The following is a 24,558-nucleotide window of genomic DNA, read 5'->3' on the forward strand; positions in this document are numbered from 1 at the left end:
ATGCCCACGAAGTAATTGTGAAAAGAACAAGACATTTTTAATCATTTGAATAAGGGGATGAGAATGATAAATGTTCTTTTTTAGAATCATCGATGAACGGCCACAGTAATCGTTTAACGGTCTCCCAGTTTTTTTCTTCGATTTCCGGACGACGAGGAATCATCGGATACAGCGGAACAGGATCGGCCCATGTCACCGGAACCGTCGGACTCTCTTTCTGCCATCGCTGAATCCATTCTTCCGGAAGATTCCCGTGGAAGGGAGGTTGATTCGTTAAAGCAGCAAATACTTGACTCCAGGCGCGAGGGACGACGCGGTACCAATCGTACCCGCCGCCACCTAAAGCGACAATCCTTCCGTCTGTGTACCGGTCAGCAGCCTCAACAGCGATTTGAGGAATCTGTTCGTAGCTCTTCATCGTTAACGACAGATGGGTCAAGGGATCAAGGGCATGTGCGTCGGCGCCATTTTGAGTAATGATTAAATCCGGCTTAAAGAGTTCACATGCTTCAAACAGGACGGTCCGGTAGGCCTGCAAAAAAGAAGCGTCTTCCGTAAAAGCGTCAAAGGGAACGTTCCAGCTCCAGCCGTAGCCTTCTTCTGCTCCACGCTCCGTCACCATTCCGGTTCCGGGAAATAAGTAACGTCCGGTTTCGTGAAGCGACAATGTCATGACATCCGCCCGGTTGTAAAACGCCCATTGAACACCATCACCGTGATGGGCATCGGTATCGACGTATAAAATCCGGCAATCGTATTTTTGAATCATGGCTGCCATCGCGACGGCAGTGTCGTTGTAGATACAAAAACCGGAAGCCCGTCCGCGAAAGCCGTGATGCAGTCCACCTCCGATATGGAATGTCCGCCGGTATTGACCGGACAGGACGAGTTCGCATGCTTCAATCGTTCCGCCGACGAGCAAGGCTGCACTTTCATGCATCCGGTCAAAAAGAGGGGTGTCTTCGGTTCCTAATCCGTACATTTGCGCCTTCATCGGAGAAAGTTCGCCGTGTCCTGCGAGTTTCACCGCCTGTATGTAGTCCGCATCGTGTATCAGCGACAATTCCTCGTCGGTTGCCGGACGGGGGACGATGCAGTCGATATTCTCGAGGGCACCGGTTGCTTCCAATAAGGACAGGGTTAATTCAAGTCGAATCGGATTAAACGGATGGGAGTCGGAGAACCGGTAGGCGGCCTCTTCCGGGCTGTAAAGATAAGCAAACTCCTTCATCGGCTCATGTCAGGACCGACGACGTCGAATCCTTCCTTTCGTAATTTTTCGATGACGCGGATTGGATTCATTGTTTGGACACGAAAAGCGACGATTCGGACGTACGGATCATTTGTCGGGTAGACCAGGACGTTTAGGATGTTGACGTTTGTTTTCGCCAGGAGTCCGGCAATTTTAGCAAGTGTTCCTGCCGTATTTTCGACGCGGACTTCGATTTGGGAACTCGGTTCAAGGGCACCAGTCAATTGGACGAATGTCCGCAACAAATCCGTCTCTGTCACTAAGCCGACCAATCTTCGTCCCCGCACAATCGGAAGACAGGAGAGACGGTGTTCGTAAAATAAGACCGCCGCATCTTCGATGAAATCGAGCGGGTGAGCGGTGATGGGTGTTCGTTGCATGATGCTTGAAACAGCATTTTGCTGATCCTTCAAAAAAGTTTCCGGGTGAAAGACGCTGCTTGCGCTTTGCATCTCCTGAAGACCAATCAGCCCGAGCAGTTCCTGACGGGCGTTCGTCACAGGCAAGTGACGGATTTTGTGACGGCGCATCAACTCAGCCGCATGAGCAATTGAATTCGTAGGTTGGATGGTGATACAGTGTGTCTTCATGATTTGTTCGATTAACATGCGATCCCTCCTTAATCGTACATGAAGCGACGGCGGAGCCGTAAGGCATCGAAATGCGCTACGACTTCAGGTGCGACATGTTTACCGATCCGTGCCATTAAACAATTGGCAGGATGCGAGGCGATTTCTGGATCGTCCGTCGGGAAAAACACCAAACCACCGTGATTCATCATCTTTTCCATGATTTTGCGGTAGTCCCAAACGGATAAACCACTTCCTTTTAAATCCCAGTGCCAATAATATTCTGTCGTTAAAATCAAATAATGTTCCATCGCCGGATCGAGCATCGAAACTTCGAGGAGTTTCTTACCGATTTGTTGTCCCCGAAAACGGGCTGCCACTTCGATGGCACCCAGTTCTAAAATATACGGATTGTTCCCTTCGCTCCATGTCTCATACGGATCGGGATACAGGAATGTTACGTAGCCGATGATATCATTTCCTTGTCGGGCGATGATGATGCGTCCTTCTTCCAGCGCAGCGATCTCAACGAGTGCTTCGTGTTGCTCCGCTGGTTGTCGAAAAGCTGTCAGCCCGGGATCGAGTGTGTAAGTAGCAAGGATCTGGCTTGTGACTGGTCCTTCGATTTCCACCGGACCAAGCGATGTTTCAAGAGTACGATGATTGAATTGTTTTTCAAACATGTAAGCGTCACCACCTTCTTGTTCATTATAATCGAAAGCAGCAAAAGAAAGAGAGGGATTTTTTAACAAATTGACGGCAAATGGATTGAACTACACGATAACTAGCTTATAATGTAGTAGAGAACAGTGAAGGGGAGGAACGAGACATGAAAGTTTTGAAAGCGCTTCCGGGGAAGCATTGGTTATCCGAATATGATGGTTCAGATTCATATGATTGGCAAGAAGCGGAACAGTATTTTTCGTGGTCGACGACGGGGAAAGTCAACATGGCCTACGAAGCAATCGATCGTCATGCAGAAGGTGAACGTGCCAATAAGACGGCATTGATTTATTTTGATGGGACAACGGAACAGACGTTTACGTATGCCGATATGAAAAGACTGACGAATAAAGCGGCGAACGTCCTGAAAGACGCAGGAATCGAAGCGGGAGATCGGATTTTCATTTTCATGCCACGTTCACCGGAATTGTATTTTGCCTTACTCGGTGCGTTGAAAGTCGGCGCGATTGTCGGCCCGTTATTTGAAGCCTTCATGGAGCAGGCAGTTCGGGATCGCCTGCTGGATTCGGAAGCAAAAATGCTGATTACGACAAAGGCCTTATTGCCGCGTGTTCCTGTTGATGAGCTGACATCACTCGAACAGATTTTCCTAGTTGATGAAGACGTAGGGGAAGACGATAAAATCAAGGACTTCCGACAAGCGTTCCAACAAGCATCTGAATCGTTTGAGCCTGTCTGGCTGGACCGGGAAGATGGTTTGATTCTTCATTATACATCGGGATCGACGGGTAAACCGAAAGGCGTTTTACATGTTCAAAATGCCATGATCCAACATATGATGACAGGACGATGGGTGCTTGATCTACAGGAAGACGACGTCTACTGGTGTACGGCAGATCCGGGATGGGTCACGGGGACAAGCTACGGTATCTTTGCACCTTTCTTAAACGGTGCGACGAATGTTGTCGTAGGCGGTCGTTTTAACCCGGACTTCTGGTACAGTGTCATCGAGAAATATAAAGTAACTGTGTGGTACAGCGCACCAACCGCTTTCCGAATGCTGATGGGAGCAGGGGCGGAAGTCGCCAATACACATGATTTGTCCAGTTTACGGCATGTCCTTTCCGTAGGAGAACCTCTTAATCCGGAAGTCATCCGCTGGGGGAAAGAAGCTTTTGATCAACGGATTCATGATACGTGGTGGATGACGGAGACAGGGGCCATGATGATCTGTAACTACAAATCCATGGATATCAAACCGGGATCGATGGGGAAACCGATTCCGGGAACAAAAGCGGCTATTGTAGATGATCAGGGAAATGAGTTACCTCCGTTCCGGATGGGAAATTTGGCATTAAAAACACCTTGGCCGTCGATGATGCGCCAAATTTGGAACAATCCGCAAAAGTACGAGTCGTATTTCTTTAAAGGGTGGTATGTATCAGGGGACTCGGCCTATATGGACGATGAAGGATACTTCTGGTTCCAGGGTCGTGTCGATGATGTCATCATGACTGCCGGAGAACGTGTTGGACCATTCGAAGTGGAAAGCCGCTTAGTCGAGCATCCGGCTGTTGCAGAAGCGGGTGTCATCGGGAAACCGGATCCGGTTCGCGGTGAAATCATTAAAGCCTTCATTTCGCTGAGAGACGGTTATGAGCCGACAGAAGAGCTCAAACAAGAAATTCAAAAGTTTGTCAAAGAAGGATTAGCCGCACATGCTGCTCCGCGTGAAATTGATTTCCGCGATAAATTACCGAAAACACGTAGTGGTAAAATCATGCGTCGTGTTTTAAAGGCGTGGGAGCTGAATCTTGAAACGGGAGATTTGTCGACGATGGAAGACTGAGGAAACATCATAAAACGAGACCATCTATTTCCGGAAAAATCGGAAGTAGGTGGTTTTATTTTTTAATTTTAAAAGGAAACCTAAAAAAACACCGACTTGTTTAGAGTCGGTGTTTGAGTGACGGAACTTGGATTACTCTGCATTTTTCCGATTCTCATCGGCTTTCTTTTTGGCATCAGCCTTGGCTTTTGCTTCATCCGCTTTACGTTTGGCATCAGCATCAGCTTTGGCTTTTGCTTCATCCGCTTTACGTTTGGCATCAGCATCAGCTTTGGCTTTTGCTTCATCCGCTTTACGTTTGGCGTCAGCATCGGCCTTGGCTTTTGCTTCATCCGCTTTACGTTTGGCATCAGCATCGGCCTTGGCTTTTGCTTCGTCCGCTTTACGTTTGGCGTCAGCATCGGCCTTGGCTTTTGCTTCGTCTGCTTTACGTTTGGCGTCAGCATCGGCTTTGGCTTTTGAGTCGTCCGCTTTCTGTTTCGCATCAGCGTCGGCTTTGGCTTTTGCTTCATCTGCTTTCTTTTTATCTTGTTCCGCTTGTTTTTTCTTTTCTGCTTCCGCTTTTTTCTTCGCTTCCGCTTCTTTTTTCTTTTGATCTTCCTCTTTGAAACGACCGGTATTTTTGAAGTCGTCTGCACTGACAGAGGCTGGCTGATTGAATCGGGCACCTGACTTGAAGTAACTGCTGTTTGCGTTATATGTCAGATTCGCCATTTGAGCCCAAAGATTTTGTGTCCGTTGATAGTACGTCGTCGCACCCATCAAGGAGTTGTTTTGGTCATGTCCAGTCCAGACGGCAAGCGTGACACCAGGTGTTGAACCGACAAGATATGAGTCTTTGATTTCATTCGTCGTCCCGGTTTTACCTGCCCAATCACCAGGTGCCTTGAGTAATGAATTGGCATATTGCGCCGTTCCTTTATCAAAGACACCTCGCATCATATCAAGCGTTAAATAAGCCGTCCGATCCTGGTAAATCCGTTTTTTCTTTGATTTTGCTTTATAGATGTTTTTGCCGTCTTTCGTAATCTTCGAGATGACATACGGTTTGACGTATTGTCCGTAGTTGGCAAGTGTCGCATAGGCGCCGGCCAGTTCGACCGGTGTGATTTCCATCGTTCCTAACGCGGCAGATGGTGCATAGCGGATGTTATCGGGAATTTCAATTCCCATATCCACTAACTTTTGAATCGAGTTCGACATGTTCATCTTTTCATACGTTTTAACGGCAGGAACGTTAAGCGAGAGTTCCAGTGCTTCCCGGACAGTGACGTTTCCGCGGTAACGTCCGCCTTCGTTGTTGATCGGGTTATCACCGGGTTGACGCGGGACGGTCTGGTAATAATATTCTTCGTCATTAATGGTGGATGCCGGTGTGATCAATCCGTTTTCGATTCCGTTTGAATAAACAAGAATCGGTTTAGCGGTAGAACCGATCTGGCGTTTTGCCTGGAATGCGCGGTTGAAGTCATCCGCTGTCCCATCCGTGTAACGTCCACCTACAAATCCCAGTATCCGGCCGGTTTCATTTTGAACCATGACCGCAGCGGTCTCTTCCGGATCTTTTTTCGTGACGGTCTTTTTCGTTTTTGGATTAACGACTTGTTTGTATTGCGGCGCACTTGGGAAGTTGGCCGCATTTTTAGCCGGTGCCTGCATCGCTTCGTGAATCTTTTTATCGAGCGTCAAATGAATTTTATATCCACCTTGTTTCATGGCAATCATCGCCTGATCCCGGTAGTTGGCTTTGACTTCGGCCAGTTCAGAAGGTTTGACTTCATCCTCTTTAATCCCGTCCTGTTTCATGAAATAGCTGGTCATGATTTTAAGCGCTTCTTTTTCGGCTAAATCATAGACGTAAGGATACGTATCGCGGGAACGTTTTGAGGTTTTGGCAAAGTCCTTTGTAATATCGTATTTTACAGCTTTTTCATATTGGGCTTTTGTAATACTTTTTGCGACATACATCCGCTTCAAGACGGTTTTCATCCGATTGGTACTCGGCGTCAAATCTTTTTTGACGACCCCACCTTGAAGGTAAGGCGTATAGTAGTAAGGTTTTTTTGGAATACCGGCCAGGAATGCTGCTTGCGGTAATGTCAGTTTTTTAGCGGGTTTATTGAATACACCGCGTGACGCAGCTTCGATTCCGGCGATATTTCGCCCGAGTGAATTCCGTCCGAATGAAACGACGTTCAGATATGCTTGAAGAATTTCATCTTTAGTCATTGCATTTTCGAGACGAAGTGCCAAAATGATTTCTTTCGCTTTTCTTTCAAAAGATACTTCATTCGTCAAAATTTGGTTTTTAATCAATTGTTGTGTTAACGTACTTCCGCCCGTCCGAGAAGACGAGTTCGTCAATTCCTGTAAGACGGCACGTAAAGTGGCTTTTGGAACGACTCCATCATGCTCATAGAAATCAACATCTTCCGTTGATAAAACAGCATCGAGCAGATAAGGAGAAATTTCTTTGATATTGACAGGTTGACGTTCTTCGTCTGTGGCGATGTTCGTCAGCTTTTCGCCACTTCCCCAGTAGATCTCACTCGTAACGGCGTAACTGTTTACTTGTTGTTTCATTTCTGTTAGTTTCGGAGCTTTTGTATCTTTGACGAGCGAAGCGAAATAGCCGCCAGCTGCTCCGACAGAAAAACTTCCGACCAACAGGACCCCTATAATGAGGAATAAAATGATATTCCAAGACACATCATATGTGATATTTGACCAGTGCCGAACGGCTTTCGTCCGGGGATGATTCCAAAACTTGAACCAGTTCTCGCGCATAAATGATCTCCTTTACATCTTAAACTTGGGTGTAAATTAACATTAAATCACAGATAGACGTATTATACCATAACTGAAGTATTAGAAAATGGCTTGACAGTGGATTCTGCTTCAACGTATCATGGAAACAGCTTCATCAAATGTATAGTAAAATCAGCTGTGATTGGAAAAAAGTAATGAACCGCTCCCTGTATCAGAGACCTAGTGGTGCTGCGAACTAGGACATAGCGCTTCATGAATTACGCTTCCAGGAGCTTCTTGAGAAATCAAGCGGACTGCCCCGTTATCGGCAATCTAAGTGGCATGATTTTCATGCAATTAGGGTGGTACCACGGAATATTCCGTCCCTTCGTTTCAGACGAGGGGACGGTTTTTTTTTAGACTATTTTAGGGGGAAGACAGATGACGTTACTTGAAGATTTAGAGTTTCGCGGATTGATCAGCCAGATGACGGATGAAGAAGGAATTAAGGAGTTACTTTCCAGTCCGACGACACTTTACACGGGATTCGATCCGACAGCTGATTCGCTCCACATCGGACATTTACTGCCGATTCTTGTCTTACGACGCTTCCAGGAAGCAGGACATCATGCGATTGGATTAGTTGGCGGAGCGACAGGGATGATCGGGGATCCAAGCGGTCGTTCGACGGAACGCTCATTGAATACATCAGATATCGTTGAAGAATTTGCTAACCGGATTAAAGGGCAGTTATCCCGCTTTTTACCGCTTGATGGTGAAAATCCGGTGACGATTGCGAACAATCTTGACTGGACAAAGGATTTGACGATCATTGATTTCTTACGTGATATCGGAAAACATTTCCCGATCAGCTACATGCTCGCGAAAGATTCCGTTGACTCGCGTCTGCAAAATGGGATTTCATTCACGGAGTTTTCTTACATGTTGCTTCAGTCATTCGATTTCCTGAAGCTGTATGAAAATGAAGGATGCCGCCTGCAGGTCGGAGGAAGTGACCAGTGGGGGAACATCACAGCTGGAATGGAATTGATCCGCCGTGTCGGTCACGATCAAAAGGCATTCGGGATTACCGTACCGCTTGTGACGAAATCGGATGGACAAAAGTTCGGGAAAACAGCCGGCGGAGCAGTCTGGCTCGATGCCGATAAAACGACGCCGTACGAATTTTACCAGTTCTGGTTCAACGTCGACGATCTCGATGTCATCAAGTTCTTAAAATACTTTACGTTCCTGACACCTGACGAAATCAACGCACTCCAACAGGAAGTCGAAACGGCACCGGAAAAACGCGTCGCGCAACGCCGGTTGGCTGAAGAGATGACGGTTCTTGTTCACGGAGCAGAGGCGCTTGAACAATCGGAACGCATTACAAAAGCACTTTTCAGCGGGGAAATCAAATCGTTGAAAGCAGAAGATATTGCCGATGCCTTTAAAGGAATGCCGCGTTTCACACTCGGTGAAGCAACCAATCTGGTCGATATCCTTGTTGAAGCCAAAATCAGCCCGTCAAAACGTCAAGCACGTGAAGATGTAACGAACGGTGCGATTTACATCAATGGAGATCGTGAACAAGAATTAACAAAAGAGATCACAAAACAAGATGCGATCGGTGATTTTACAATTATCCGCCGCGGGAAAAAGAAATACTTCGTGCTTGAACATGCTTAAATAGAATGAAAAACAACGCTGACGATTTCGTCAGCGTTGTTTTTTTGGTTTAAGCGACACGGAACAACCGGAGCGGAAGCAGTCGAACCGCGATTGTCGTTGCAAGCAATGCTTTCAGGACATCCCCCAAAATAAACGGTGTGTTGATGACAAGGGCATCCATGAAGGAAAGGTGGAGAACCAGCATTAATCCGAATGTACCAAGGACATAGACAAGACCAAGTCCAAACACAATCATCCCGATGAACAACGGTAGGAAACGGCGGGTCTTTTCAGCGACCAGACCGATGAAGAAACCGGCAATCGGAAAAGCAATCAGATAACCGACAGTCGGACCGACGAACGGGGCAAGTCCTCCTTTTCCACCGAGCAATGGGAGACCGGCAGCGGCAAGCAATAAGAAAATCAAGACAGCCAGTCCGCCGCGTTTCGCGCCGAGAATGGCGCTGACCGTCATGATGGCCAGCATTTGCAGTGTGATCGGCACAGGACCGACGAGTTGAAGTTGCGGCAACAGACTGACCGCAGAAATGATGGCAGCACCTAACGCAATAAATGTAAGGTCTTTTGTTTTCATAAGATGACACGTCCTCTATGTTTTTGTGTTAACCAATATAAAATAAAGGTTAACACAAAAAAAGCAAAAGGGAAACATAAAAAAAGCACCCACCGGAGTGGATGCTTGAAACAACTGATTAACGTGAGTAGTACTCAACGACGAGTTGTTCTTGGATTTGATCGTTCAATTCAGAACGCTCTGGAAGACGGACGAACGTTCCTTCGAGCTTCTCAGCATCGAAAGTAACGAAGTCTTTAGTTGCTGGTGCAACTTCGAGTGCTTCTTTGATAACGACAAAGTTCTTCGATTTTTCGCGAACTGAGATCGTTTGACCTGGTTTCACGCGGAACGACGGGATGTCGACGCGAGCGCCATCAACTTGGATGTGACCGTGGTTGACGAGCTGACGAGCAGCACGACGTGTACGAGCCATACCCATACGGTAAACGACGTTGTCAAGACGTGCTTCAAGTAAGAACATGAAGTTCTCACCGTGGATACCAGGCATTTTGCCAGCATCGTTGAAGATACGGTTGAATTGGCGTTCGTTTACTCCGTACATGTGACGAAGCGTTTGCTTCGCTTGAAGTTGAAGACCGTACTCAGACATTTTACGACGGCTGTTACCGTGTTGTCCTGGAGCGTACGGACGTTTTGCGATTTCTTTTCCTGTTTCAGTAAGTGAGATACCGAGACGACGTGAAAGTTTCCAAGCTGGACCTGTATAGCGAGCCATAATAAGACTCCTCCTTAGTGTTCGTTATTATTTGCATAAAAATAATAACGCCATCAAACCCACGTTACGCCCATTTCATGATGTGGCACCCTCGCTTGATAGCAAAGTTACACGATGCCCCTCCGGCAAAGCCGAGTCATGAAATGTGATACGCAAGCGATTTGACCGCTATCGTTATCATTTCTGCACTTTTACAAGTATACGTCTGCTGATTCGTGCTGTCAATCAAATATGACGAAGAAGAATTTCGCTGAATGCTTCGAGACCGGCTTGATCCGTCTCATCGAAACGGCTGAGTTCAGGACTGTCGATATCGAGGACACCAATCGTTTTTCCGTCTTTAATCAACGGGACGACGATTTCCGAATTCGTGGCCGCGTCACAGGCGATGTGTCCCGGGAACGCATGAACATCCATGACGAGTTGTGTCGTCTGATCTTGTGCCGCTGTACCGCAAACGCCACGACCAAGCGGAATCCGGACACATGCCGGTAATCCTTGGAATGGTCCGAGCACCAATTCATTTTGTTCTTGATCCATCAGATAAAAACCGACCCAGTTTGTTCGGTCGAGAAATTGACCGAGGAGTGCACTTGCATTTGACAGATTGGCAATCTGGTTTGTTTCTCCCGTCAGCAAAGCATCAAGCTGTTTATTCAACATCTCGTATTGTTTTGTACGGTCACCATCATAAGTCGTTGTCTCAAACATATAGAATTCCTCCTGAAAAATCATATTTCATTCATCTTATCGGGTTTTCCCGTGACTGACAAACAATTGATTTCAGGAATTCCGACTTAAAAATCCGGAAGAAATTAGTAAAAGCCCGAGTAAATCTATGCAAATCGGTTGCGCTATACTATTATAAGGATAAGATTAAAGCGAATTTCTCAAAATATAAAGTCGCTTGATAGGGTGGAGGTCGTAGCAAATGTGGGCATGGGTGATTGGCGTCATCGTCATCGTATTACTCGTCATGCTGTTCAGCATGGTCAGTCGGAAAAAATATTATACGAAAATCGATGAACTTGATCTTCGGAAACAAGGAATCATCAGCGCGTCGATTCCGAAGGAGTTGCAAGAACTGAAGGAACTCCCGATGGCGGGTGAGACGGAGACGAAATTCACTTCCTGGCATCAAGCATGGGAGGAACTCGTGACAGTCCACGTCGCACAAATCGACGAGACATTATATCGAGCGGAAGAAGGATTGGATCGTTACCGGTTTGTTGCGGTCAAAAATGATCTGGAAGTGACAGAACAATTAATTGCCGAACTGGAAGGATTAATTGATGAAATGCTGGCAGAGATGTCAACATTCAAAACGAATCAGTCGGTCTTGGCGGAACTCAAGGCGCAAGGCGAAACAAATTCGAGCCAAGTTCGTAAGTCGCTGTTGTTGCAGGCGACGTCATTCGGACCTGCATTACCTAATCTAGAAGAGCAGGCGGAACAAATCGACCGGTTACGCGTCGAGATGGTTGCCTTTGAAGAGGCGGGCGAAGTGACGAAAGCTTATGAGACCAGTCTGTTACTGGAAGCAAAAGTAGAAGAAACACGCCAACTCGTCGAAGTGATTCCGCAACAATGGAAGACACTTGCGCATGAATTACGTCAACGGATTGACCAGCTCAGTGCCGGATACAAAGAAATGACGCTTGACGGTTATCCGCTTGAACCGCTCGGAATGCAGTCGGATATCAAACGGTTTGAAGAACAACGTCTGAGCCTCGTCAAAAAGCTCGAATTCCTGGAAATCGCGGGACTTGAAGAGCAGGTGCAACAACTCGCTTCGGATATCGATCAAATGTACGATACATTCCGGCGGGAAGTCGATGCAAGACATCATGTCAAAAAAGAAAATCAATCATTGAAACAAAAAGCATTACGGATGCGGGAAAAGGTCCATCAACTGGCACAGGAATTCAGCATGCTCCGTGAGAATTACGAGATTTCAGCAGATTTAGGGGAACATTACGAATCGATTCAGCGCGATGAAGAAATGTTGTTCGGAGCAGCAAAAGATTTAGATGAATCGATTGCGAGCCGGATCATTCCTTTCAGCATGCTTGAAGATCAAATGCGGGATGCGGTCCGTTTGGAAGAACAGCTGATACTTCAATATGAACGGTTCGCTGTTGAACTGCAGGCATTACGGAAGGAAGAAACGGAAGTCCGTCAACGTGTTGCCGAGTGGCGTCAACTGTTATCGACCATCCGATTACGCTTAAAACGACTCGGTCTCCCGAAAATTCCGGCAGACGTCGAAGAGGCTTTGCAGGCATCAAGCCGTTCACTGCAGACACTTGAGATGCGGTTGGAAGAGTTACCGTTTAACGTCCATTACATCGTTTCGCAAAGTGAAGATGTCAACGGAACGTTTAAAACATTGCAAGAACGGATAGATAAAGTAGTATTCGAAGTCACGTATGCAGAGCGACTCGTCCAATACGCCAATCGATTCCGTCGACAAGATAACGAGATACATATGTCGTTGACGATTGCTGAGACGAAGTTCCTTGCAGGAGACTATGAACGGACGATTGCATTAGGGGAACAAGTGTTACAACAGTTTGATCCTAATTCGATTGAACGTATTCGAAAAGCATGCGGTCAACCGGAAACGATGCATGCATAATCATCACTGACAATTCAGGGTGGCCGTCCAGGTCACCCTGTTTTTGTAAAAAAAGGAGCGATTGAGATGGGGAAACTGTATGTGAACGGAATCATTCGAACGATGTCGCATGAAACAGACATTCATTCGGCGATGTTCGTTGAAGGAACGCGTATCATTGCAATGGGGGAAGAAGGAAAGTTACGCCGACGGTTCGGAAGACGGATTCTGTCAATCGTTGACCTGAACGGGAAAGCTGTTTACCCGGCCTTCACGGATGCGCACATTCATTTAATCGGATACGGAGAAGCGATCGGGCGGGTCGATGCATCAAACTATGCGACACTTGAGGAATTAGGAAAAGCATTTGTTGAGGCAGAGGCAATCAACGGGTTACATGTGGCGGAAGGGTACGATGAAACGAAGCTTGACCGGGCACCGACGAAAGCATGGTTAAACCAACTGTTCCCGACAGAACCAGCGCTCTTAAAGCGGACGGATCGGCATACAGTCCTCGTTAATGATGTGTTATTCAAACAGCTGGGGTATAAAGCCTCAACTGTCGTCGAAGGCGGGAAAATCGGATTACTTGAATCAGGAGAAGCAGACGGATTCCTTTACGATGCAGCGATTGAACCGCTGTACGCCTTACAATCCGGATCGGTCGAGCGGAATAAATCCTCGTTGCGGTCGGCAATCAAAGACTTGTACCGTCACGGAATTATTGCTGCGCATACGGAAGATTTAGCGTATCACGGTGATTTAGAAGAAGTCCTGCAGGCATACCGGGAGGTGACGGAAGAAACAGGCTTCCATGCCCATCTGCTTGTTCATCATTTAGTCATCGATCAACTCATTCAGATGAATCCCGTGTTGCCATCGACCCTGTCGACCGGCGCAATGAAACTTTTTGTTGACGGAGCGCTTGGCGGACGAACGGCACTGCTTGGCAGAGGATATTCGGATGATGCGACGACACGCGGCATCGAAGTCCATTCGCCGGAACAATTGGAACAACTCGTCAAACGAGCCCGGAGTTACGGCTTCACGGTGGCGGCACATGTCATCGGCGATTTGGCGGTCGAACGTTTTGTCGCCGTCCTCGAAAAATATCCAGCGCCAAAAGGAACACGGGACCGGATCATTCATGCGACGGTCGTCCGTCCGGAATTATTGGCACGGATTCGTAAATTGCCGGTCTTGATTGACGTCCAACCGGTCTTCCTGCTCGATGATGCAGATTTTGCGCAGGAACGTCTTGGTCTGAACCGTCTCGATTGGGCGTATCGATTGAAGTCACTGGCGGAAACGGGAGCACTTCTCTGTGGCGGATCGGATGCGCCGATCTCGAATCCGGATGTCCGGCGGGCCTTGTATGCCGCGACAACCGGAACAGCAGGGAACATCAATAAAACGAATGAAGTTTTGTCGATGTATGAAGCGTTATTATTGTTTACGAAAAATCCGCATATCGCGACGGAGACCCACGGACGAAAAGGGATGTTGCTTCCGGGTTACGACGCGGACTTCGTCATTTTCGAACAGGATTTTTATACGTTACGCGGGGACGCTGTCTTGCATAACCGTTTGCTCGAAACCGTTCAAGCAGGTAAAACAGTCTTTGAGGCGGCACCGGTCATGAAATAAAATAAAAAAACTGCCAATCGGCAGTTTTTTTATTTTATAAGAAAGAACGTTGGATTTTATGCCAAAATGTATTATTCGTTAATTTAACAGTCTTCAGTTCTTTTTCCGATAATTGAATATCGACGGAATCAGTCCGTTTTAAGCTGAGCGCCTCATTATCCATTCCGATGATCGGATAGTCGTTGCCGTCTTCGATGATACGTAAAGACAATTTCCGACCGCGGTTTAAGAGGAACGCCGAACCGAGTGTCCGGTAACGGTTGTTGTTGACGGACGCAATCTCACTGACTTGCAGACAATGGATCAATGGATCGACGATGGCACCTGACAATGATTTGTTGTACGCCGTTGAACCGGTAGGTGTCGAGATGACCATACCGTCCCCGCGGAATGTCTCAAACAGGAAACCGTCAATGTAAACTTCGATTGCCAGTGACTTGATGATGCTCGATTTAACGGAACATTCGTTCAGACACAGCATGGCTGGACCACCGTTGATCGAAGCTTCAAGCAACGGATAGCGGCGGACTTCAATTTCGCCTTCTGAAGCGCGGCTGCCGGTTTCTTTGAAAATCGCTTCGACTGAAGACAGATCGTTGATGTCGAAATCACAGTAAAATGAATTTTGTCCTTCACCGAACCCGACATAAATGGCATCTTCCCGGAATCCCGTGAAGCGGGCCGCCTGAAGAAAGGCACCGTCTCCGCCGACAGAGACAATGATGTTGGCTTGTTTGTGATCCTGGACGACGTTCAATCCATACCGATTTCCTACTTCAATCAGTTTACGTACCTGCGTCTCGTGTCTTTGTTTATTACGGTAATACAGGTAGACATTGTTTCGAGCCATGGTCAATTCCCCCTTGAAAGCGTTTCATGAACTCTTTTATTATACCTGTCTTTGACAAAAATCGGTACTGATAGCTTAAAGCACGGGCAGAAATCTTGTGTTATCGTGGCAGCATTTTTATAGTAGAATGGAAAACGACATATGAATCTATTGGGAAATGGGGAATTTACATGGCAACATTTAAAGGCAACGCAATCACATTAATCGGAACACCTGTTGAAATCGGACAAGAGGCACCGGATTTTGAGGTTCTAGCAAACGACCTTTCACCGGTGACACGCGATACGTATGAAGGAGTCCGCATCATCAGTGTCGTGCCGTCAATCGATACAGGTGTCTGTGATGCCCAAACACGTAAATTCAACGAAGAGGCAGCGGCGATCGAAGGTGTGACGGTCTTGACGATTTCAAACGACTTACCGTTTGCACAACGTCGCTGGTGTGCAGCAAGCGGCCTCGATAATGTCGTCACACTGTCCGATCACCGCGATCTTTCATTCGGTACACAATACGGAGTAGCAATCGAAGAACTTCGTTTGCTCGCCCGTGCCGTATTCGTCATCGATGCGTCAAATGAAGTCGTCTACGCGGAATATTTAGAAGAGTCAACGAACGAAGTTGATTTCGATTCGGCACTTGCAGCTGCTAAAGGCGCAAAAGCAACGAAGTAAGAATAGTTTACAAACGGCGTAAAACCGCTACAATGAAAGTAATGAGAAAAAACGGCTCCCAAGAAGTGCGGGGGCCGTTTCGTTTTGGAAAGGGTGGGAAACATATGGAATCGTTAGAAAAATTATATAAAGAACTGACGCAACAAGCACGTAAGTTAGAACGTGATTTGGACATGCCTTATCTTGAAGGATTAACGGAAGTCATTGACCGCTTAAATGAGCGGCATACGGAAAACGTGGAACCGGAAACAGTCCGCAAAGCGGTTTCCCTCGCAATTCTTGAAGGAATGAAACAAGCGCAACCGAATCATTTGCCGACACCGGACAGCGTTGCATTGTTTGCGGGTTATTTAATCGGGAAATTAATCAAGAAGGAGGATGTCCGTCTACTTGATCTCGGAAGCGGAACCGGCGGCATGTTGCATGCTGTCCTCAGTCAACTTCCAAAAGATACGGTTGCCGAAGCCGTCGAGGTGGATGAAACATTGATTCGATTATCGGCATCGGTTTCGGAATTAATGGATTATCCGGTCAACTATACGCATCAGGATGCATTACGTCCGCTCCTGCTTGATCCGGTCGATTTGGCGATGGCAGACTTGCCGATTGGCTACTATCCGGATGAGGAAGTTTCAGAAACGTATGTTTTAAAACGGGACGAAGGCATGAGTTACAGTCACTTCCTGTTGATTGAACAAGCGATGAATTATGTCAAGCCGGGCGGGTTTGGTGTGTTCGTCATTCCGAATGGACTTTTTCAACATGATACAGAAGGTAAACTGAAGCAGTATTTCGAAACGAAAGCACATGTCGTCGGAATCCTCCAATTACCATTGACGATGTTTAAACAGGAGCAAGCGGCTAAAAGTTATCTGATAGTCCGGAACCACTTGGCGGGTATGACGATGCCGAAACAAGCATTACTGGCCGAGTTACCGTCGTTTACGGATGCCCGTGCGTTTGGCGGAATGGTGAAACAGATTGATGAATGGATTAACACAGAATTAAAATGAAATGCGCAAAGTGATTGAAATCTGTCGTTAATTTGACTATTCTAGTGTAGAACAGAAAAAGAGCAAGACTCATACAGATGTGAATGTCGATCGATTTGAATGGAAAAGGGGAAATAAATCATGGCAAAGATTATGGCAGTAAACGCCGGTAGTTCGTCACTGAAGTTCCAGTTACTTGAGATGCCGAACGAAACGATGATTGCAGTCGGTTTAGTAGAGCGCGTCGGAAAAGACGATGCCATCTTTACGATTAAATACGGAGAAGGACAGAAATTCACAGACGTTCTTCCACTTGCAACACATAAAGAAGCAGTTGAATTGTCACTTGAGAAGCTGATGGAATTCGGCATCATCTCATCATATGATGAGATTAAAGGTGTCGGACACCGTGTCTTACACGGGAAGGAAAAATACGCGGACTCTGTCATCATTACAGAAGACGTCATGCAAGATATCGAATCGTACACGGAGCTCGGTCCGTTGCACATTCCACCAAACTTGATCGGGATTCGCGCATTCCAAGCGATCTTGCCAAACGTACCGCAAGTCGCAGTCTTCGATACAGCGTTCCACCAAACAATGCCGGAAGAAAACTTCCTTTACAGTCTGCCGTATGAGTACTATACAGAGTACGGCATCCGCAAATACGGTTTCCACGGAACAAGCCATAAGTACGTCACAGAACGTGCCTCTGAACTGCTCGGCCGTCCGTTACAAGACTTGCGTCTGATCTCATGTCACCTCGGAAGCGGAGCGTCAATCGCAGCCGTTGCCGGCGGTGAATCGATTGACACAACGATGGGCTTCACACCACTTGAAGGAATTACAATGGGTACGCGGTCTGGTTCACTTGACCCGGCTCTGATTCCGTTCTTAATGGAGAAGACAGGGAAAACAGCAGAAGACGTCTTGAACGTCATGAATAAAGAATCTGGTATTTACGGTCTGTCTGGTCTTTCAAGCGATTTGCGTGATGTCCAAACAGCTGCAAAAGAAGGAAATCACCGTTCAGAAATGGCGCTTCGCATCTTTGCGAACCGGATCCACGGCTACATCGGACAATATGCAGCCGAGATGAACGGAGTCGATGCGATCATCTTTACAGCAGGTGTCGGTGAAAACTCGGATTCGATCCGCGAGCGCGTCTTACGCGGTCTTGAGTTCATGGGCGTTTACTGGGATCCATCACTCAACAACGGTGCACGCGGCGAAGAATTATTCATCAACTATCCGCATTCACCGGTCAAAGTCATTATCATTCCAACGAATGAAGAATTGATGATTGCCCGCGATACAGTTCGTGTAGGTGGATTGGTTGAACAAAACGCATAAGTAAATCAAACGTCTGGATGACAACGAAAGTTGTGTTCAGGCGTTTTTTGTTTGAAAAAAATCATCTGAACAGACTAAAAACAGAAGGCTTGCCCCTGTTGTTAAAAACGTTTGTTACAACAGTTGTCATATAAAAAACGTGAAAACGAAAGTTGAACCGGTTATTGTCGTAAAAATGGTTTGGAACCGTTAAAAATGAGTCTTTTGTAACATAAAAGTAACAATCGCGTCATCTTTTTGTGGTCTATATGTAACGGCACTGCTCCATTTTGTCATGTATATTAATGTAAGTTACAAAACAGGAACAATTATGGAGGAGAGATTACATGATGATGAAACGAATAATCGCTAGTGTTTTAGCAGTCTTGTTAGCACTCAGTTCGTTTGCAGGTCTTCAAGCGGAAGCTGCAACTAAAAAAAATGTCAAGTCGTCGGTCGATAGTCTGATTGTTCGCCAGAAAGCCACAACAGCGTCCAAGAAACTCGGTCTTCTATATAAGAATCAAACATTGCCGTACAAAGCAAAAACAGGAAACTGGTATAAAGTCAGCTATAAAGGAAAAACAGCTTACCTCAGTGCCCGTTATTCTAAAGTCGTTACATCAAGCGGTTCGAAGAAACAATCAACAGGCGGATGGAAAACAATCACAAACGTCAGTGCGACAGCTTATACACCATATGATCCAGGCAGCGGTAACTTAACAGCTATCGGTTGGAACATCAAGAGTTCGAAAAAGAAAGTCGTAGCAGTTGATCCACGTGTGATCCCGCTTCGCTCAACAGTAAAAGTGTATTACAAAGGGAAATTAAAAGGGACGTATACAGCAGCAGATACAGGCGGTGCCATCAAAGGCAAGAAGATGGATATTCTGTACTACTCACGTGCCGAAGCCTTTAACTGGGGTCGTCGTAACGTCACTGTTAAATACAAATAAGTTTTTTCAATCAATCGTACATCGGTGCGATTGATTTTTTTGTCTTAAAAAAGCACCCCCTCTTTTTTTAGAGGGAGTGCTGAAAATAAGTTCAATTAAAGGCGGACGATTAAGACATCGCATTTCGCATAACGGGTAATACTTTCAGAGACACTACCGATGAAGAAACGTTCGACAGCATTTAAACCGGTTGCACCACAGATGATCAAATCCACGTTATGATTCGGTGCAAGCTTTTTGGCGATGGTTACTTTAGGAGAACCGTATTCAATAGCAACTTCAACATCCTTGACACCACGTTCTTGAGCCGTCTTGACGTAATCATCGAGCAGTTCTTTCGCATAGGATTCGGCGCGTTCGGTGATCGTCCGATCATACGCTTCGACAGTCGCGAAAGTCCGTGTATCAATGACGTGAGCAATGACGAGTTTGGCATTGTTTCGAAGTGAGACGTCAATCGCCGTTTCAAAAGCACGTTCTGCCTCTTTTGATCCGTCGACTGCTACTAAAATGTTGTGATATACGATTGCCATCATGTATCCATCCCTTCGTGTTCGTCTGATTTTACACCCTTATTATACCATTCCCTTAAATAGAAGGTGAGGAACATTTAAGGAGATTTTAAAATTGTTCTTCGACAGCGGAACCCGTAAGATGGAAAGAGATGAAAGGAGGCGATGCCAAGATGAGGCACGCATTAATTACAGCAGGAACAAAAGGATTAGGTGAGATGGTGACCCGCCGTTTGCTTGAAGAAGGTTGGCACGTTACGGCACTACATCGCTCGGAACCGACATTTTCCCATGAACGGCTCCATTTGATTCAAGCAGACGTGACAAGTCAAGATCAGTTGATGGATGCGGTCGAACAGACGATGGCTGTCCACGGTCGGATTGACGCGTTGATTTTAAATGCGGGGCCGTATATCTTCGAACGGAAATCGCTCGTCGACTATTCGGATGAAGAATGGAATGAAGTAGTAACCGGTAACCTGACAGCCAGTTTTTGGTTGTTAAGAAAAATCCTTCCAATCATGCGCGACCAACAATACGGACGTATCGTTACATACGGTTTTCCGGAGAGCGCTTCTGCACCCGGGTGGGTGGAACGGGCTGCCTTCGCCGCTGCGAAAAGCGGTATGGTCAGTCTGACGAAAAGTGTTGCCCTTGAAGAGGCCGAACACGGCATCACAGTAAATATGGTCAATCCCGGCAATATTGTAGGGGACAATAAATCGAAACGGATTGAAGAAGCGGCAGCGGATGATCAGACACCTATCGGACGAACGGGTGTCGGAGAAGATATCGCCCGAGCCATTTCGTTTTTACTGGCGGAAGAGTCCGGTCTGATTACAGGCGCAGTTTTAGATGTGACCGGCGGCGTCAATGTCGTCCATCAATCACGTCCTTGAAGAAGAGGAAGGCAAAAAAAGAGATCAATTCCGACTGATTCCGGAATTGATCTCTTTTTTTAGTGGGACGGGATGGACTGAAGATGTTTCGGATAATGTGTCAAAGCTTCAGGACCGTTTTCTGTCAGATGAATATCGTCTTCGATTCGTACTCCGCCGACGTTTGGAACATAGATGCCCGGTTCGAGTGTATAGACGATGCCGGCTTCTGCTGACAGCAAGTTGTTTGATGCGAGTGACGGGAATTCGTGGACGTCGATGCCGAGACCGTGTCCGACACGATGCGTGAAGTAGTCTCCGTAACCGGCTTGATCAATCACGTTCCGGGCTGCTTGATCCAATGTGCCGAGGGTCACGCCGACCTGGCTGGCTTCTGTTGCAGCTTCAAGTGCCTGGAGAACGGTTTGATAGATGGTTTGTTGTTCTTCACTGGCCTCTCCGTAAACAAAAGTCCGGGTGATGTCTGAACAATATCCTTTCCATACGACACCGAGGTCGAACAGGACGAAATCGCCTTCTTGAATGACACGGTCACCTGGGACGCCGTGCGGATCAGCGCTGTTCGCTCCGAATAGAACGAGTGTGTCGAACGACATCTCGCGGACACCTTTCTTTTTCATTTCGAACTCGATTGTTGAAATGACTTCCATTTCCGAGACACCTGGACGAATCGCCTGTTTGCCGATTTCGATTGCTTCGTCCGCGAGTGCGGCCGCTTCGCGGAGAATTTCAATTTCTTGAGCATCTTTTTTAAGGCGTAATGCTTGTACAGGTTGACCAATATCAAGGATGGCCGCATTTTCCTGGCGGGCTTCCAACTCTCTGAACCGGCTGAACGTCATATGTTCACCCTCGATCCCGATTCGGTTATTGGAAATCGAAAATGTCTTCAGGGCTTCGCTGATTTTATCAAAGGGATGTTCATGGTCTGCATACGTAATGACTTCACCGTCCCATGGACTTGCGGCAACAATGTTTGCTTCGAGCGCAGGGCAGAAAAGAGCGCGTTTCCCGTTTGCATCAACGATGACGGCCATTACGCGTTCATGGGGTTCCGCATAGACACCTGAAAAATAAAAGACACTCGCTTTTGACGTAATTAAGGCAACGTCAATTCCTGATTCTTGTAATACACGACTAATCTGGTTTGTCCGTTCTAACATATCGTTTCCACCTCTCTGTTCGTTTCATGATTCAGTATACCATCGTTGGAAATGGAAAACATTTCTCGTAAATCGGGACTAGTACACTTTTCATTCATTGGAGTAGTACAGTATAATGACAGAAGAGTAGAATATAGGAAAAAGAAGGGATACAGCATGCCTACAAAACATGAACAGATCATCCGGCACATTGAGGATCTCGATGTGGGCGCCAAAATATCCGTCCGGCAAATCGCAAAGGACTTAACGGTATCCGAAGGTACGGCCTACCGTGCCATTAAAGAAGCGGAAAATTTAGGGTTCGTCTCAACGATTGAACGCGTCGGAACGATCCGCATTAAAAAGAAACAAAAAGAAAATATTGAAAAGCTGACGTTTGCGGAAGTCGTCAATATCGTCGACGGACAAGTTCTCGGAGGACGTGACGGACTGCATAAGACGTTGACGAAATTCGTCATCGGCGCCATGAAGCTGGAGGCGATGATGCGTTACATTGATGTCGACAGTCTCGTCATTATCGGAAATCGGGAAAAAGCACATGAACTGGTCCTCGATGCAGGAGCAGCGGTCCTGATCACCGGCGGATTCGATACGACGGAAGACGCAAAACGGTTGGCGGACGAAATGGAACTGCCGATCATTTCAACGTCTTACGACACGTTCACTGTCGCGACGATGATCAACCGGGCAATCTATGACCGATTGATCAAAAAAGAAATCCTGCTTGTCTCCGATATCCTGATTCCTTTACACGATACGTTTTATCTACAAACGAACGATCCGATTTCCAGATGGCATGAACTCAATGAACAGACGAAACACAATCGTTATCCGGTCATCGATGAACAGATGAAGGTTGTCGGCGTCGTGACGGCGAAGGATATCATTGACCGCCCGCACGATTGGCCTGTTGAAAAAGTCATGACCCGTCATCCGATTACGGTCGGAATCCGGACGAGTGTGACGAATTCCGCGCATCAGATGGTGTGGGAAGGAATTGAGATGTTACCGGTCATCGATCAATACGGTCGGTTGCTCGGGATCATCAGCCGACAGGATGTACTGAAAGCCCTGCAACTTGCGAACCGCCAGCCGCAAGTCGGTGAAACGTTTGATGATTTGATCACCGGACAAATCAAGGCGGCGGAAGATGCGAGAGGACCTTACCTTTCACTGGAAGTCTCGCCGCAAATGACGAACTTCATGGGTACGGCTTCGAGTGGTGTGTTGACGACTCTGCTCGTCGAAGGGGCGACCCGGATGTTGCGTCATATGAAAAAGGGCGATCTCGTTATCGAAAACGTCAGTATCTATTTCATCAAACCCGTCCAAATCGAGAGTACGATTACGATCCGGGCAAATGTCTTTGATGTCGGGCGAAAGTTTGGAAAAGTGGATGTCGAAATGTATCAAGGCACACAAATCGTTGCGAAAGCCCTCGTGACCTCACAACTGATTGATCGATAACGTAACAGGACACAAAAAAAGACGGTATCTACCGTCTTTTTTAGGACTGTTCCGTCTGTTCCATTTCACGGACGACATACGGATAGATTTTTTTATAGCGGATGAAGCCGGCGATGAACGAAGCGACACCGATGACGATCAAAATCGAACAGACGACTTTTCCGATCGTCGTCGTCAATCCGTCACCGGAGACGAATTGGTTGACGGCAAACAAGATGACGAACAAGCTGAGCCAGATGCTCGCTTGCGTATTAAATAAAAATTTTCGGTTCGTGCTTTTCGTATGAAATGCACGTCGTTTAGCAAGCAGATATCCGCCGAGTGACAAAACGATTAACAGAATGAGAACAAACTGCATATGGATGACCTCCTTTTCTTTCTGTATCTGTTTGTATCATATCAATATTTAGAGGAGCTGTGCACTGTGAAAGAACAAATCAGACAATTGATTGAACAAGCATCCACGATCATCATTCACCGCCATGAACGTCCGGATCCGGATGCGTTAGGCAGTCAGTTTGGATTGCAACGGGTTTTACAAAATCGATTTCCCGATAAAAAAATAAAGGCCGTGGGAGAAATGGCGGCTTCGATTTCCTTTATGGGAGAACTTGATTCAGTGGACGCAACAGAATATCAACAGGCGCTTGTCATTGTACTGGATACAGCCAATCAAGGTCGGATTGATGGAGCGGAAGCCTTAAACGGGCAACACACGATTAAAATCGATCACCATCCGGATGAAGACCCTTACGCAGACGTTCAGATTGTCGATACAACCGTCAGTTCGACGTCGGAGCTGTTGGTCCATCTTTTAAATGAATGGGAGTACGACATCCCGGCCGTTGCAGCGATTCAATTTTATGCAGGGATTGTTGGAGATACAGGTCGTTTCCAATTCAGAGGGACGACAAGCCGGACGTTTTCCGTCGCGGCGCAACTGCTGGATACAGGGATTGATACGGATTGGCTCTATCGAAACATGTATCAGACGGAACTGGTCGCTTTACAGTTACAAGGTTACGTGTTGCAACACATCCAGTTGACGGAAGCAGGCGTCGGTTACGTCGTGTTGACGCAAGATACGCTGGCGACGTTTGATGCGACCGTTGAACAGGCCTCCCTTCTTGTCAACAGTTTTGCAGGCTTGAAAGGCTTAAAAGCATGGGCCTTGTTCCTCGAAACAGATAAGGAAGTGCGTGTCCGTTTGCGCTCGAAAGGGCCCGTCATCAATGAGGTGGCTAAAGAATTCAACGGGGGCGGACATCCGATGGCATCGGGTGCGACAATCAAGGATTTAACGGAAGTTGATAAGGTTGTATCCCGTTTAAATGAAGTGGCAGAAGCCTTTACTTTCGAATAAAAA

The 24,558-nt window shown here is 46.8% G+C and carries 22 protein-coding genes and 1 other annotated feature; of the genes, 11 read left to right on the forward strand and 11 right to left on the reverse strand.

The window, feature by feature from the left end:
- Positions 1-37: 37 nt before the first annotated feature.
- Genes N7U64_RS00405 through N7U64_RS00415 form a run of 3 tightly spaced genes read right to left on the reverse strand, consistent with a single transcriptional unit; the run spans position 38 to position 2,504 of the window.
- Complete coding sequence (locus tag N7U64_RS00405) at positions 38-1,231, reverse strand: acetoin utilization protein AcuC (protein WP_318927832.1); 1,194 nt, start codon at positions 1,229-1,231, stop codon at positions 38-40.
- Positions 1,228-1,860 (reverse strand): acetoin utilization AcuB family protein, encoded by a 633-nt coding sequence (locus N7U64_RS00410; protein WP_012371108.1) that lies wholly within the window; start codon positions 1,858-1,860, stop codon positions 1,228-1,230. Before N7U64_RS00410 ends, N7U64_RS00405 begins: the two co-directional genes overlap by 4 nt.
- An 11-nt stretch (positions 1,861-1,871) precedes the next feature.
- On the reverse strand, positions 1,872-2,504 hold the full coding sequence (locus N7U64_RS00415) for a GNAT family N-acetyltransferase (protein ID WP_318927834.1): 633 nt from the start codon (positions 2,502-2,504) through the stop codon (positions 1,872-1,874).
- A 146-nt stretch (positions 2,505-2,650) separates the two neighbouring features.
- Here N7U64_RS00415 and acsA point away from each other — a divergent pair, with 146 nt between their 5' ends.
- Complete coding sequence (gene acsA, locus N7U64_RS00420) at positions 2,651-4,354, forward strand: acetate--CoA ligase (RefSeq protein ID WP_318927835.1); 1,704 nt, start codon at positions 2,651-2,653, stop codon at positions 4,352-4,354.
- 132 nt (positions 4,355-4,486) lie between these two features.
- On the opposite strand, the gene N7U64_RS00425 is transcribed toward acsA, so the two are convergent.
- Entirely contained in the window at positions 4,487-7,141 is a 2,655-nt protein-coding gene (locus N7U64_RS00425; RefSeq protein WP_318927836.1) for a transglycosylase domain-containing protein, read from the reverse strand.
- 150 nt (positions 7,142-7,291) lie between these two features.
- Positions 7,292-7,493, forward strand: a binding site (T-box leader).
- 50 nt (positions 7,494-7,543) lie between these two features.
- Here N7U64_RS00425 and tyrS point away from each other — a divergent pair.
- Positions 7,544-8,791, forward strand: a complete 1,248-nt coding sequence (gene tyrS, locus N7U64_RS00430) for a tyrosine--tRNA ligase (protein ID WP_012371104.1) — start codon at positions 7,544-7,546, stop codon at positions 8,789-8,791.
- 49 nt (positions 8,792-8,840) lie between these two features.
- Here tyrS and N7U64_RS00435 read toward each other — a convergent pair whose 3' ends face one another.
- The 3 genes from N7U64_RS00435 to N7U64_RS00445 all read right to left on the reverse strand — a co-directional run bounded on the left by N7U64_RS00435 (position 8,841) and on the right by N7U64_RS00445 (position 10,797).
- On the reverse strand, positions 8,841-9,368 hold the full coding sequence (locus tag N7U64_RS00435) for a biotin transporter BioY (protein WP_214767134.1): 528 nt from the start codon (positions 9,366-9,368) through the stop codon (positions 8,841-8,843).
- Between the two features lie 118 nt (positions 9,369-9,486).
- Positions 9,487-10,086, reverse strand: a complete 600-nt coding sequence (gene rpsD / locus N7U64_RS00440; protein WP_012371102.1) for a 30S ribosomal protein S4 — start codon at positions 10,084-10,086, stop codon at positions 9,487-9,489.
- A gap of 225 nt (positions 10,087-10,311) precedes the next feature.
- Entirely contained in the window at positions 10,312-10,797 is a 486-nt protein-coding gene (locus tag N7U64_RS00445) for a GAF domain-containing protein (protein WP_012371101.1), read from the reverse strand.
- 220 nt (positions 10,798-11,017) lie between these two features.
- Here N7U64_RS00445 and ezrA point away from each other — a divergent pair, with 220 nt between their 5' ends.
- Positions 11,018-12,724 (forward strand): septation ring formation regulator EzrA, encoded by a 1,707-nt coding sequence (ezrA, locus tag N7U64_RS00450; protein WP_318927843.1) that lies wholly within the window; start codon positions 11,018-11,020, stop codon positions 12,722-12,724.
- Positions 12,725-12,790: 66 nt separating this feature from the next.
- The gene (locus tag N7U64_RS00455; RefSeq protein ID WP_318927845.1) at positions 12,791-14,350 is read left to right on the forward strand and encodes an amidohydrolase; all 1,560 of its coding nucleotides are present in this window, start codon (positions 12,791-12,793) and stop codon (positions 14,348-14,350) included.
- A 34-nt stretch (positions 14,351-14,384) separates the two neighbouring features.
- On the opposite strand, the gene N7U64_RS00460 is transcribed toward N7U64_RS00455, so the two are convergent.
- Positions 14,385-15,200, reverse strand: coding sequence for an NAD kinase (locus N7U64_RS00460; protein WP_012371098.1), 816 nt, complete (start codon positions 15,198-15,200; stop codon positions 14,385-14,387).
- A 164-nt stretch (positions 15,201-15,364) separates the two neighbouring features.
- Here N7U64_RS00460 and tpx point away from each other — a divergent pair, with 164 nt between their 5' ends.
- From tpx to N7U64_RS00480, 4 genes are all read left to right on the forward strand, one after another.
- The gene (tpx, locus tag N7U64_RS00465; protein ID WP_318928800.1) at positions 15,365-15,871 is read left to right on the forward strand and encodes a thiol peroxidase; all 507 of its coding nucleotides are present in this window, start codon (positions 15,365-15,367) and stop codon (positions 15,869-15,871) included.
- 104 nt (positions 15,872-15,975) lie between these two features.
- On the forward strand, positions 15,976-16,884 hold the full coding sequence (locus N7U64_RS00470; protein WP_012371096.1) for a class I SAM-dependent methyltransferase: 909 nt from the start codon (positions 15,976-15,978) through the stop codon (positions 16,882-16,884).
- 120 nt (positions 16,885-17,004) lie between these two features.
- Positions 17,005-18,216 (forward strand): acetate kinase, encoded by a 1,212-nt coding sequence (locus N7U64_RS00475; RefSeq protein ID WP_012371095.1) that lies wholly within the window; start codon positions 17,005-17,007, stop codon positions 18,214-18,216.
- Between the two features lie 329 nt (positions 18,217-18,545).
- Positions 18,546-19,151: a 3D domain-containing protein gene (locus N7U64_RS00480; RefSeq protein WP_233494505.1), complete on the forward strand. Its 606-nt coding sequence runs from the start codon at positions 18,546-18,548 to the stop codon at positions 19,149-19,151.
- 95 nt (positions 19,152-19,246) lie between these two features.
- On the opposite strand, the gene N7U64_RS00485 is transcribed toward N7U64_RS00480, so the two are convergent.
- Entirely contained in the window at positions 19,247-19,684 is a 438-nt protein-coding gene (locus N7U64_RS00485) for a universal stress protein (protein WP_026827730.1), read from the reverse strand.
- Positions 19,685-19,836: 152 nt separating this feature from the next.
- On the opposite strand from N7U64_RS00485, the gene N7U64_RS00490 reads away from it, so the two are divergent.
- Positions 19,837-20,562 carry an SDR family oxidoreductase gene (locus tag N7U64_RS00490; protein WP_318927851.1) on the forward strand — a complete coding sequence of 242 codons (726 nt, stop codon included), beginning with the start codon at positions 19,837-19,839 and terminating at the stop codon, positions 20,560-20,562.
- A 59-nt stretch (positions 20,563-20,621) separates the two neighbouring features.
- Here N7U64_RS00490 and N7U64_RS00495 read toward each other — a convergent pair whose 3' ends face one another.
- Positions 20,622-21,725 carry a Xaa-Pro peptidase family protein gene (locus N7U64_RS00495; RefSeq protein WP_318927853.1) on the reverse strand — a complete coding sequence of 368 codons (1,104 nt, stop codon included), beginning with the start codon at positions 21,723-21,725 and terminating at the stop codon, positions 20,622-20,624.
- Positions 21,726-21,881: 156 nt separating this feature from the next.
- Here N7U64_RS00495 and N7U64_RS00500 point away from each other — a divergent pair, with 156 nt between their 5' ends.
- A complete protein-coding gene (locus N7U64_RS00500; RefSeq protein WP_012371089.1) occupies positions 21,882-23,192 on the forward strand; it encodes a DRTGG domain-containing protein in 1,311 nt (436 codons plus the stop codon).
- A gap of 40 nt (positions 23,193-23,232) precedes the next feature.
- On the opposite strand, the gene N7U64_RS00505 is transcribed toward N7U64_RS00500, so the two are convergent.
- The gene (locus N7U64_RS00505; RefSeq protein WP_012371088.1) at positions 23,233-23,550 is read right to left on the reverse strand and encodes a YtpI family protein; all 318 of its coding nucleotides are present in this window, start codon (positions 23,548-23,550) and stop codon (positions 23,233-23,235) included.
- Between the two features lie 66 nt (positions 23,551-23,616).
- Here N7U64_RS00505 and N7U64_RS00510 point away from each other — a divergent pair, with 66 nt between their 5' ends.
- Entirely contained in the window at positions 23,617-24,555 is a 939-nt protein-coding gene (locus N7U64_RS00510; RefSeq protein WP_318927856.1) for a bifunctional oligoribonuclease/PAP phosphatase NrnA, read from the forward strand.
- The last annotated feature ends 3 nt before the right edge of the window (positions 24,556-24,558 follow it).

This window comes from Exiguobacterium sp. K1 (genome assembly GCF_033721435.1).
In the GTDB taxonomy this organism is placed as follows: domain Bacteria; phylum Bacillota; class Bacilli; order Exiguobacteriales; family Exiguobacteriaceae; genus Exiguobacterium_A; species Exiguobacterium_A artemiae.

Excerpts from the sequence above, each read along its gene's own strand:
- N7U64_RS00405 (WP_318927832.1), bottom strand. The coding sequence starts at position 1,231 with ATGAAGGAGTTTGCTTATCTTTACAGCCCGGAAGAGGCCGCCTACCGG.
- N7U64_RS00410 (WP_012371108.1), bottom strand. The coding sequence starts at position 1,860 with ATGTTAATCGAACAAATCATGAAGACACACTGTATCACCATCCAACCT.
- N7U64_RS00415 (WP_318927834.1), bottom strand. The coding sequence starts at position 2,504 with ATGTTTGAAAAACAATTCAATCATCGTACTCTTGAAACATCGCTTGGT.
- acsA (WP_318927835.1), top strand. The coding sequence starts at position 2,651 with ATGAAAGTTTTGAAAGCGCTTCCGGGGAAGCATTGGTTATCCGAATAT.
- N7U64_RS00425 (WP_318927836.1), bottom strand. The coding sequence starts at position 7,141 with ATGCGCGAGAACTGGTTCAAGTTTTGGAATCATCCCCGGACGAAAGCC.
- tyrS (WP_012371104.1), top strand. The coding sequence starts at position 7,544 with ATGACGTTACTTGAAGATTTAGAGTTTCGCGGATTGATCAGCCAGATG.
- N7U64_RS00435 (WP_214767134.1), bottom strand. The coding sequence starts at position 9,368 with ATGAAAACAAAAGACCTTACATTTATTGCGTTAGGTGCTGCCATCATT.
- rpsD (WP_012371102.1), bottom strand. The coding sequence starts at position 10,086 with ATGGCTCGCTATACAGGTCCAGCTTGGAAACTTTCACGTCGTCTCGGT.
- N7U64_RS00445 (WP_012371101.1), bottom strand. The coding sequence starts at position 10,797 with ATGTTTGAGACAACGACTTATGATGGTGACCGTACAAAACAATACGAG.
- ezrA (WP_318927843.1), top strand. The coding sequence starts at position 11,018 with ATGTGGGCATGGGTGATTGGCGTCATCGTCATCGTATTACTCGTCATG.
- N7U64_RS00455 (WP_318927845.1), top strand. The coding sequence starts at position 12,791 with ATGGGGAAACTGTATGTGAACGGAATCATTCGAACGATGTCGCATGAA.
- N7U64_RS00460 (WP_012371098.1), bottom strand. The coding sequence starts at position 15,200 with ATGGCTCGAAACAATGTCTACCTGTATTACCGTAATAAACAAAGACAC.
- N7U64_RS00470 (WP_012371096.1), top strand. The coding sequence starts at position 15,976 with ATGGAATCGTTAGAAAAATTATATAAAGAACTGACGCAACAAGCACGT.
- N7U64_RS00475 (WP_012371095.1), top strand. The coding sequence starts at position 17,005 with ATGGCAAAGATTATGGCAGTAAACGCCGGTAGTTCGTCACTGAAGTTC.
- N7U64_RS00480 (WP_233494505.1), top strand. The coding sequence starts at position 18,546 with ATGATGAAACGAATAATCGCTAGTGTTTTAGCAGTCTTGTTAGCACTC.
- N7U64_RS00485 (WP_026827730.1), bottom strand. The coding sequence starts at position 19,684 with ATGGCAATCGTATATCACAACATTTTAGTAGCAGTCGACGGATCAAAA.
- N7U64_RS00490 (WP_318927851.1), top strand. The coding sequence starts at position 19,837 with ATGAGGCACGCATTAATTACAGCAGGAACAAAAGGATTAGGTGAGATG.
- N7U64_RS00495 (WP_318927853.1), bottom strand. The coding sequence starts at position 21,725 with ATGTTAGAACGGACAAACCAGATTAGTCGTGTATTACAAGAATCAGGA.
- N7U64_RS00500 (WP_012371089.1), top strand. The coding sequence starts at position 21,882 with ATGCCTACAAAACATGAACAGATCATCCGGCACATTGAGGATCTCGAT.
- N7U64_RS00505 (WP_012371088.1), bottom strand. The coding sequence starts at position 23,550 with ATGCAGTTTGTTCTCATTCTGTTAATCGTTTTGTCACTCGGCGGATAT.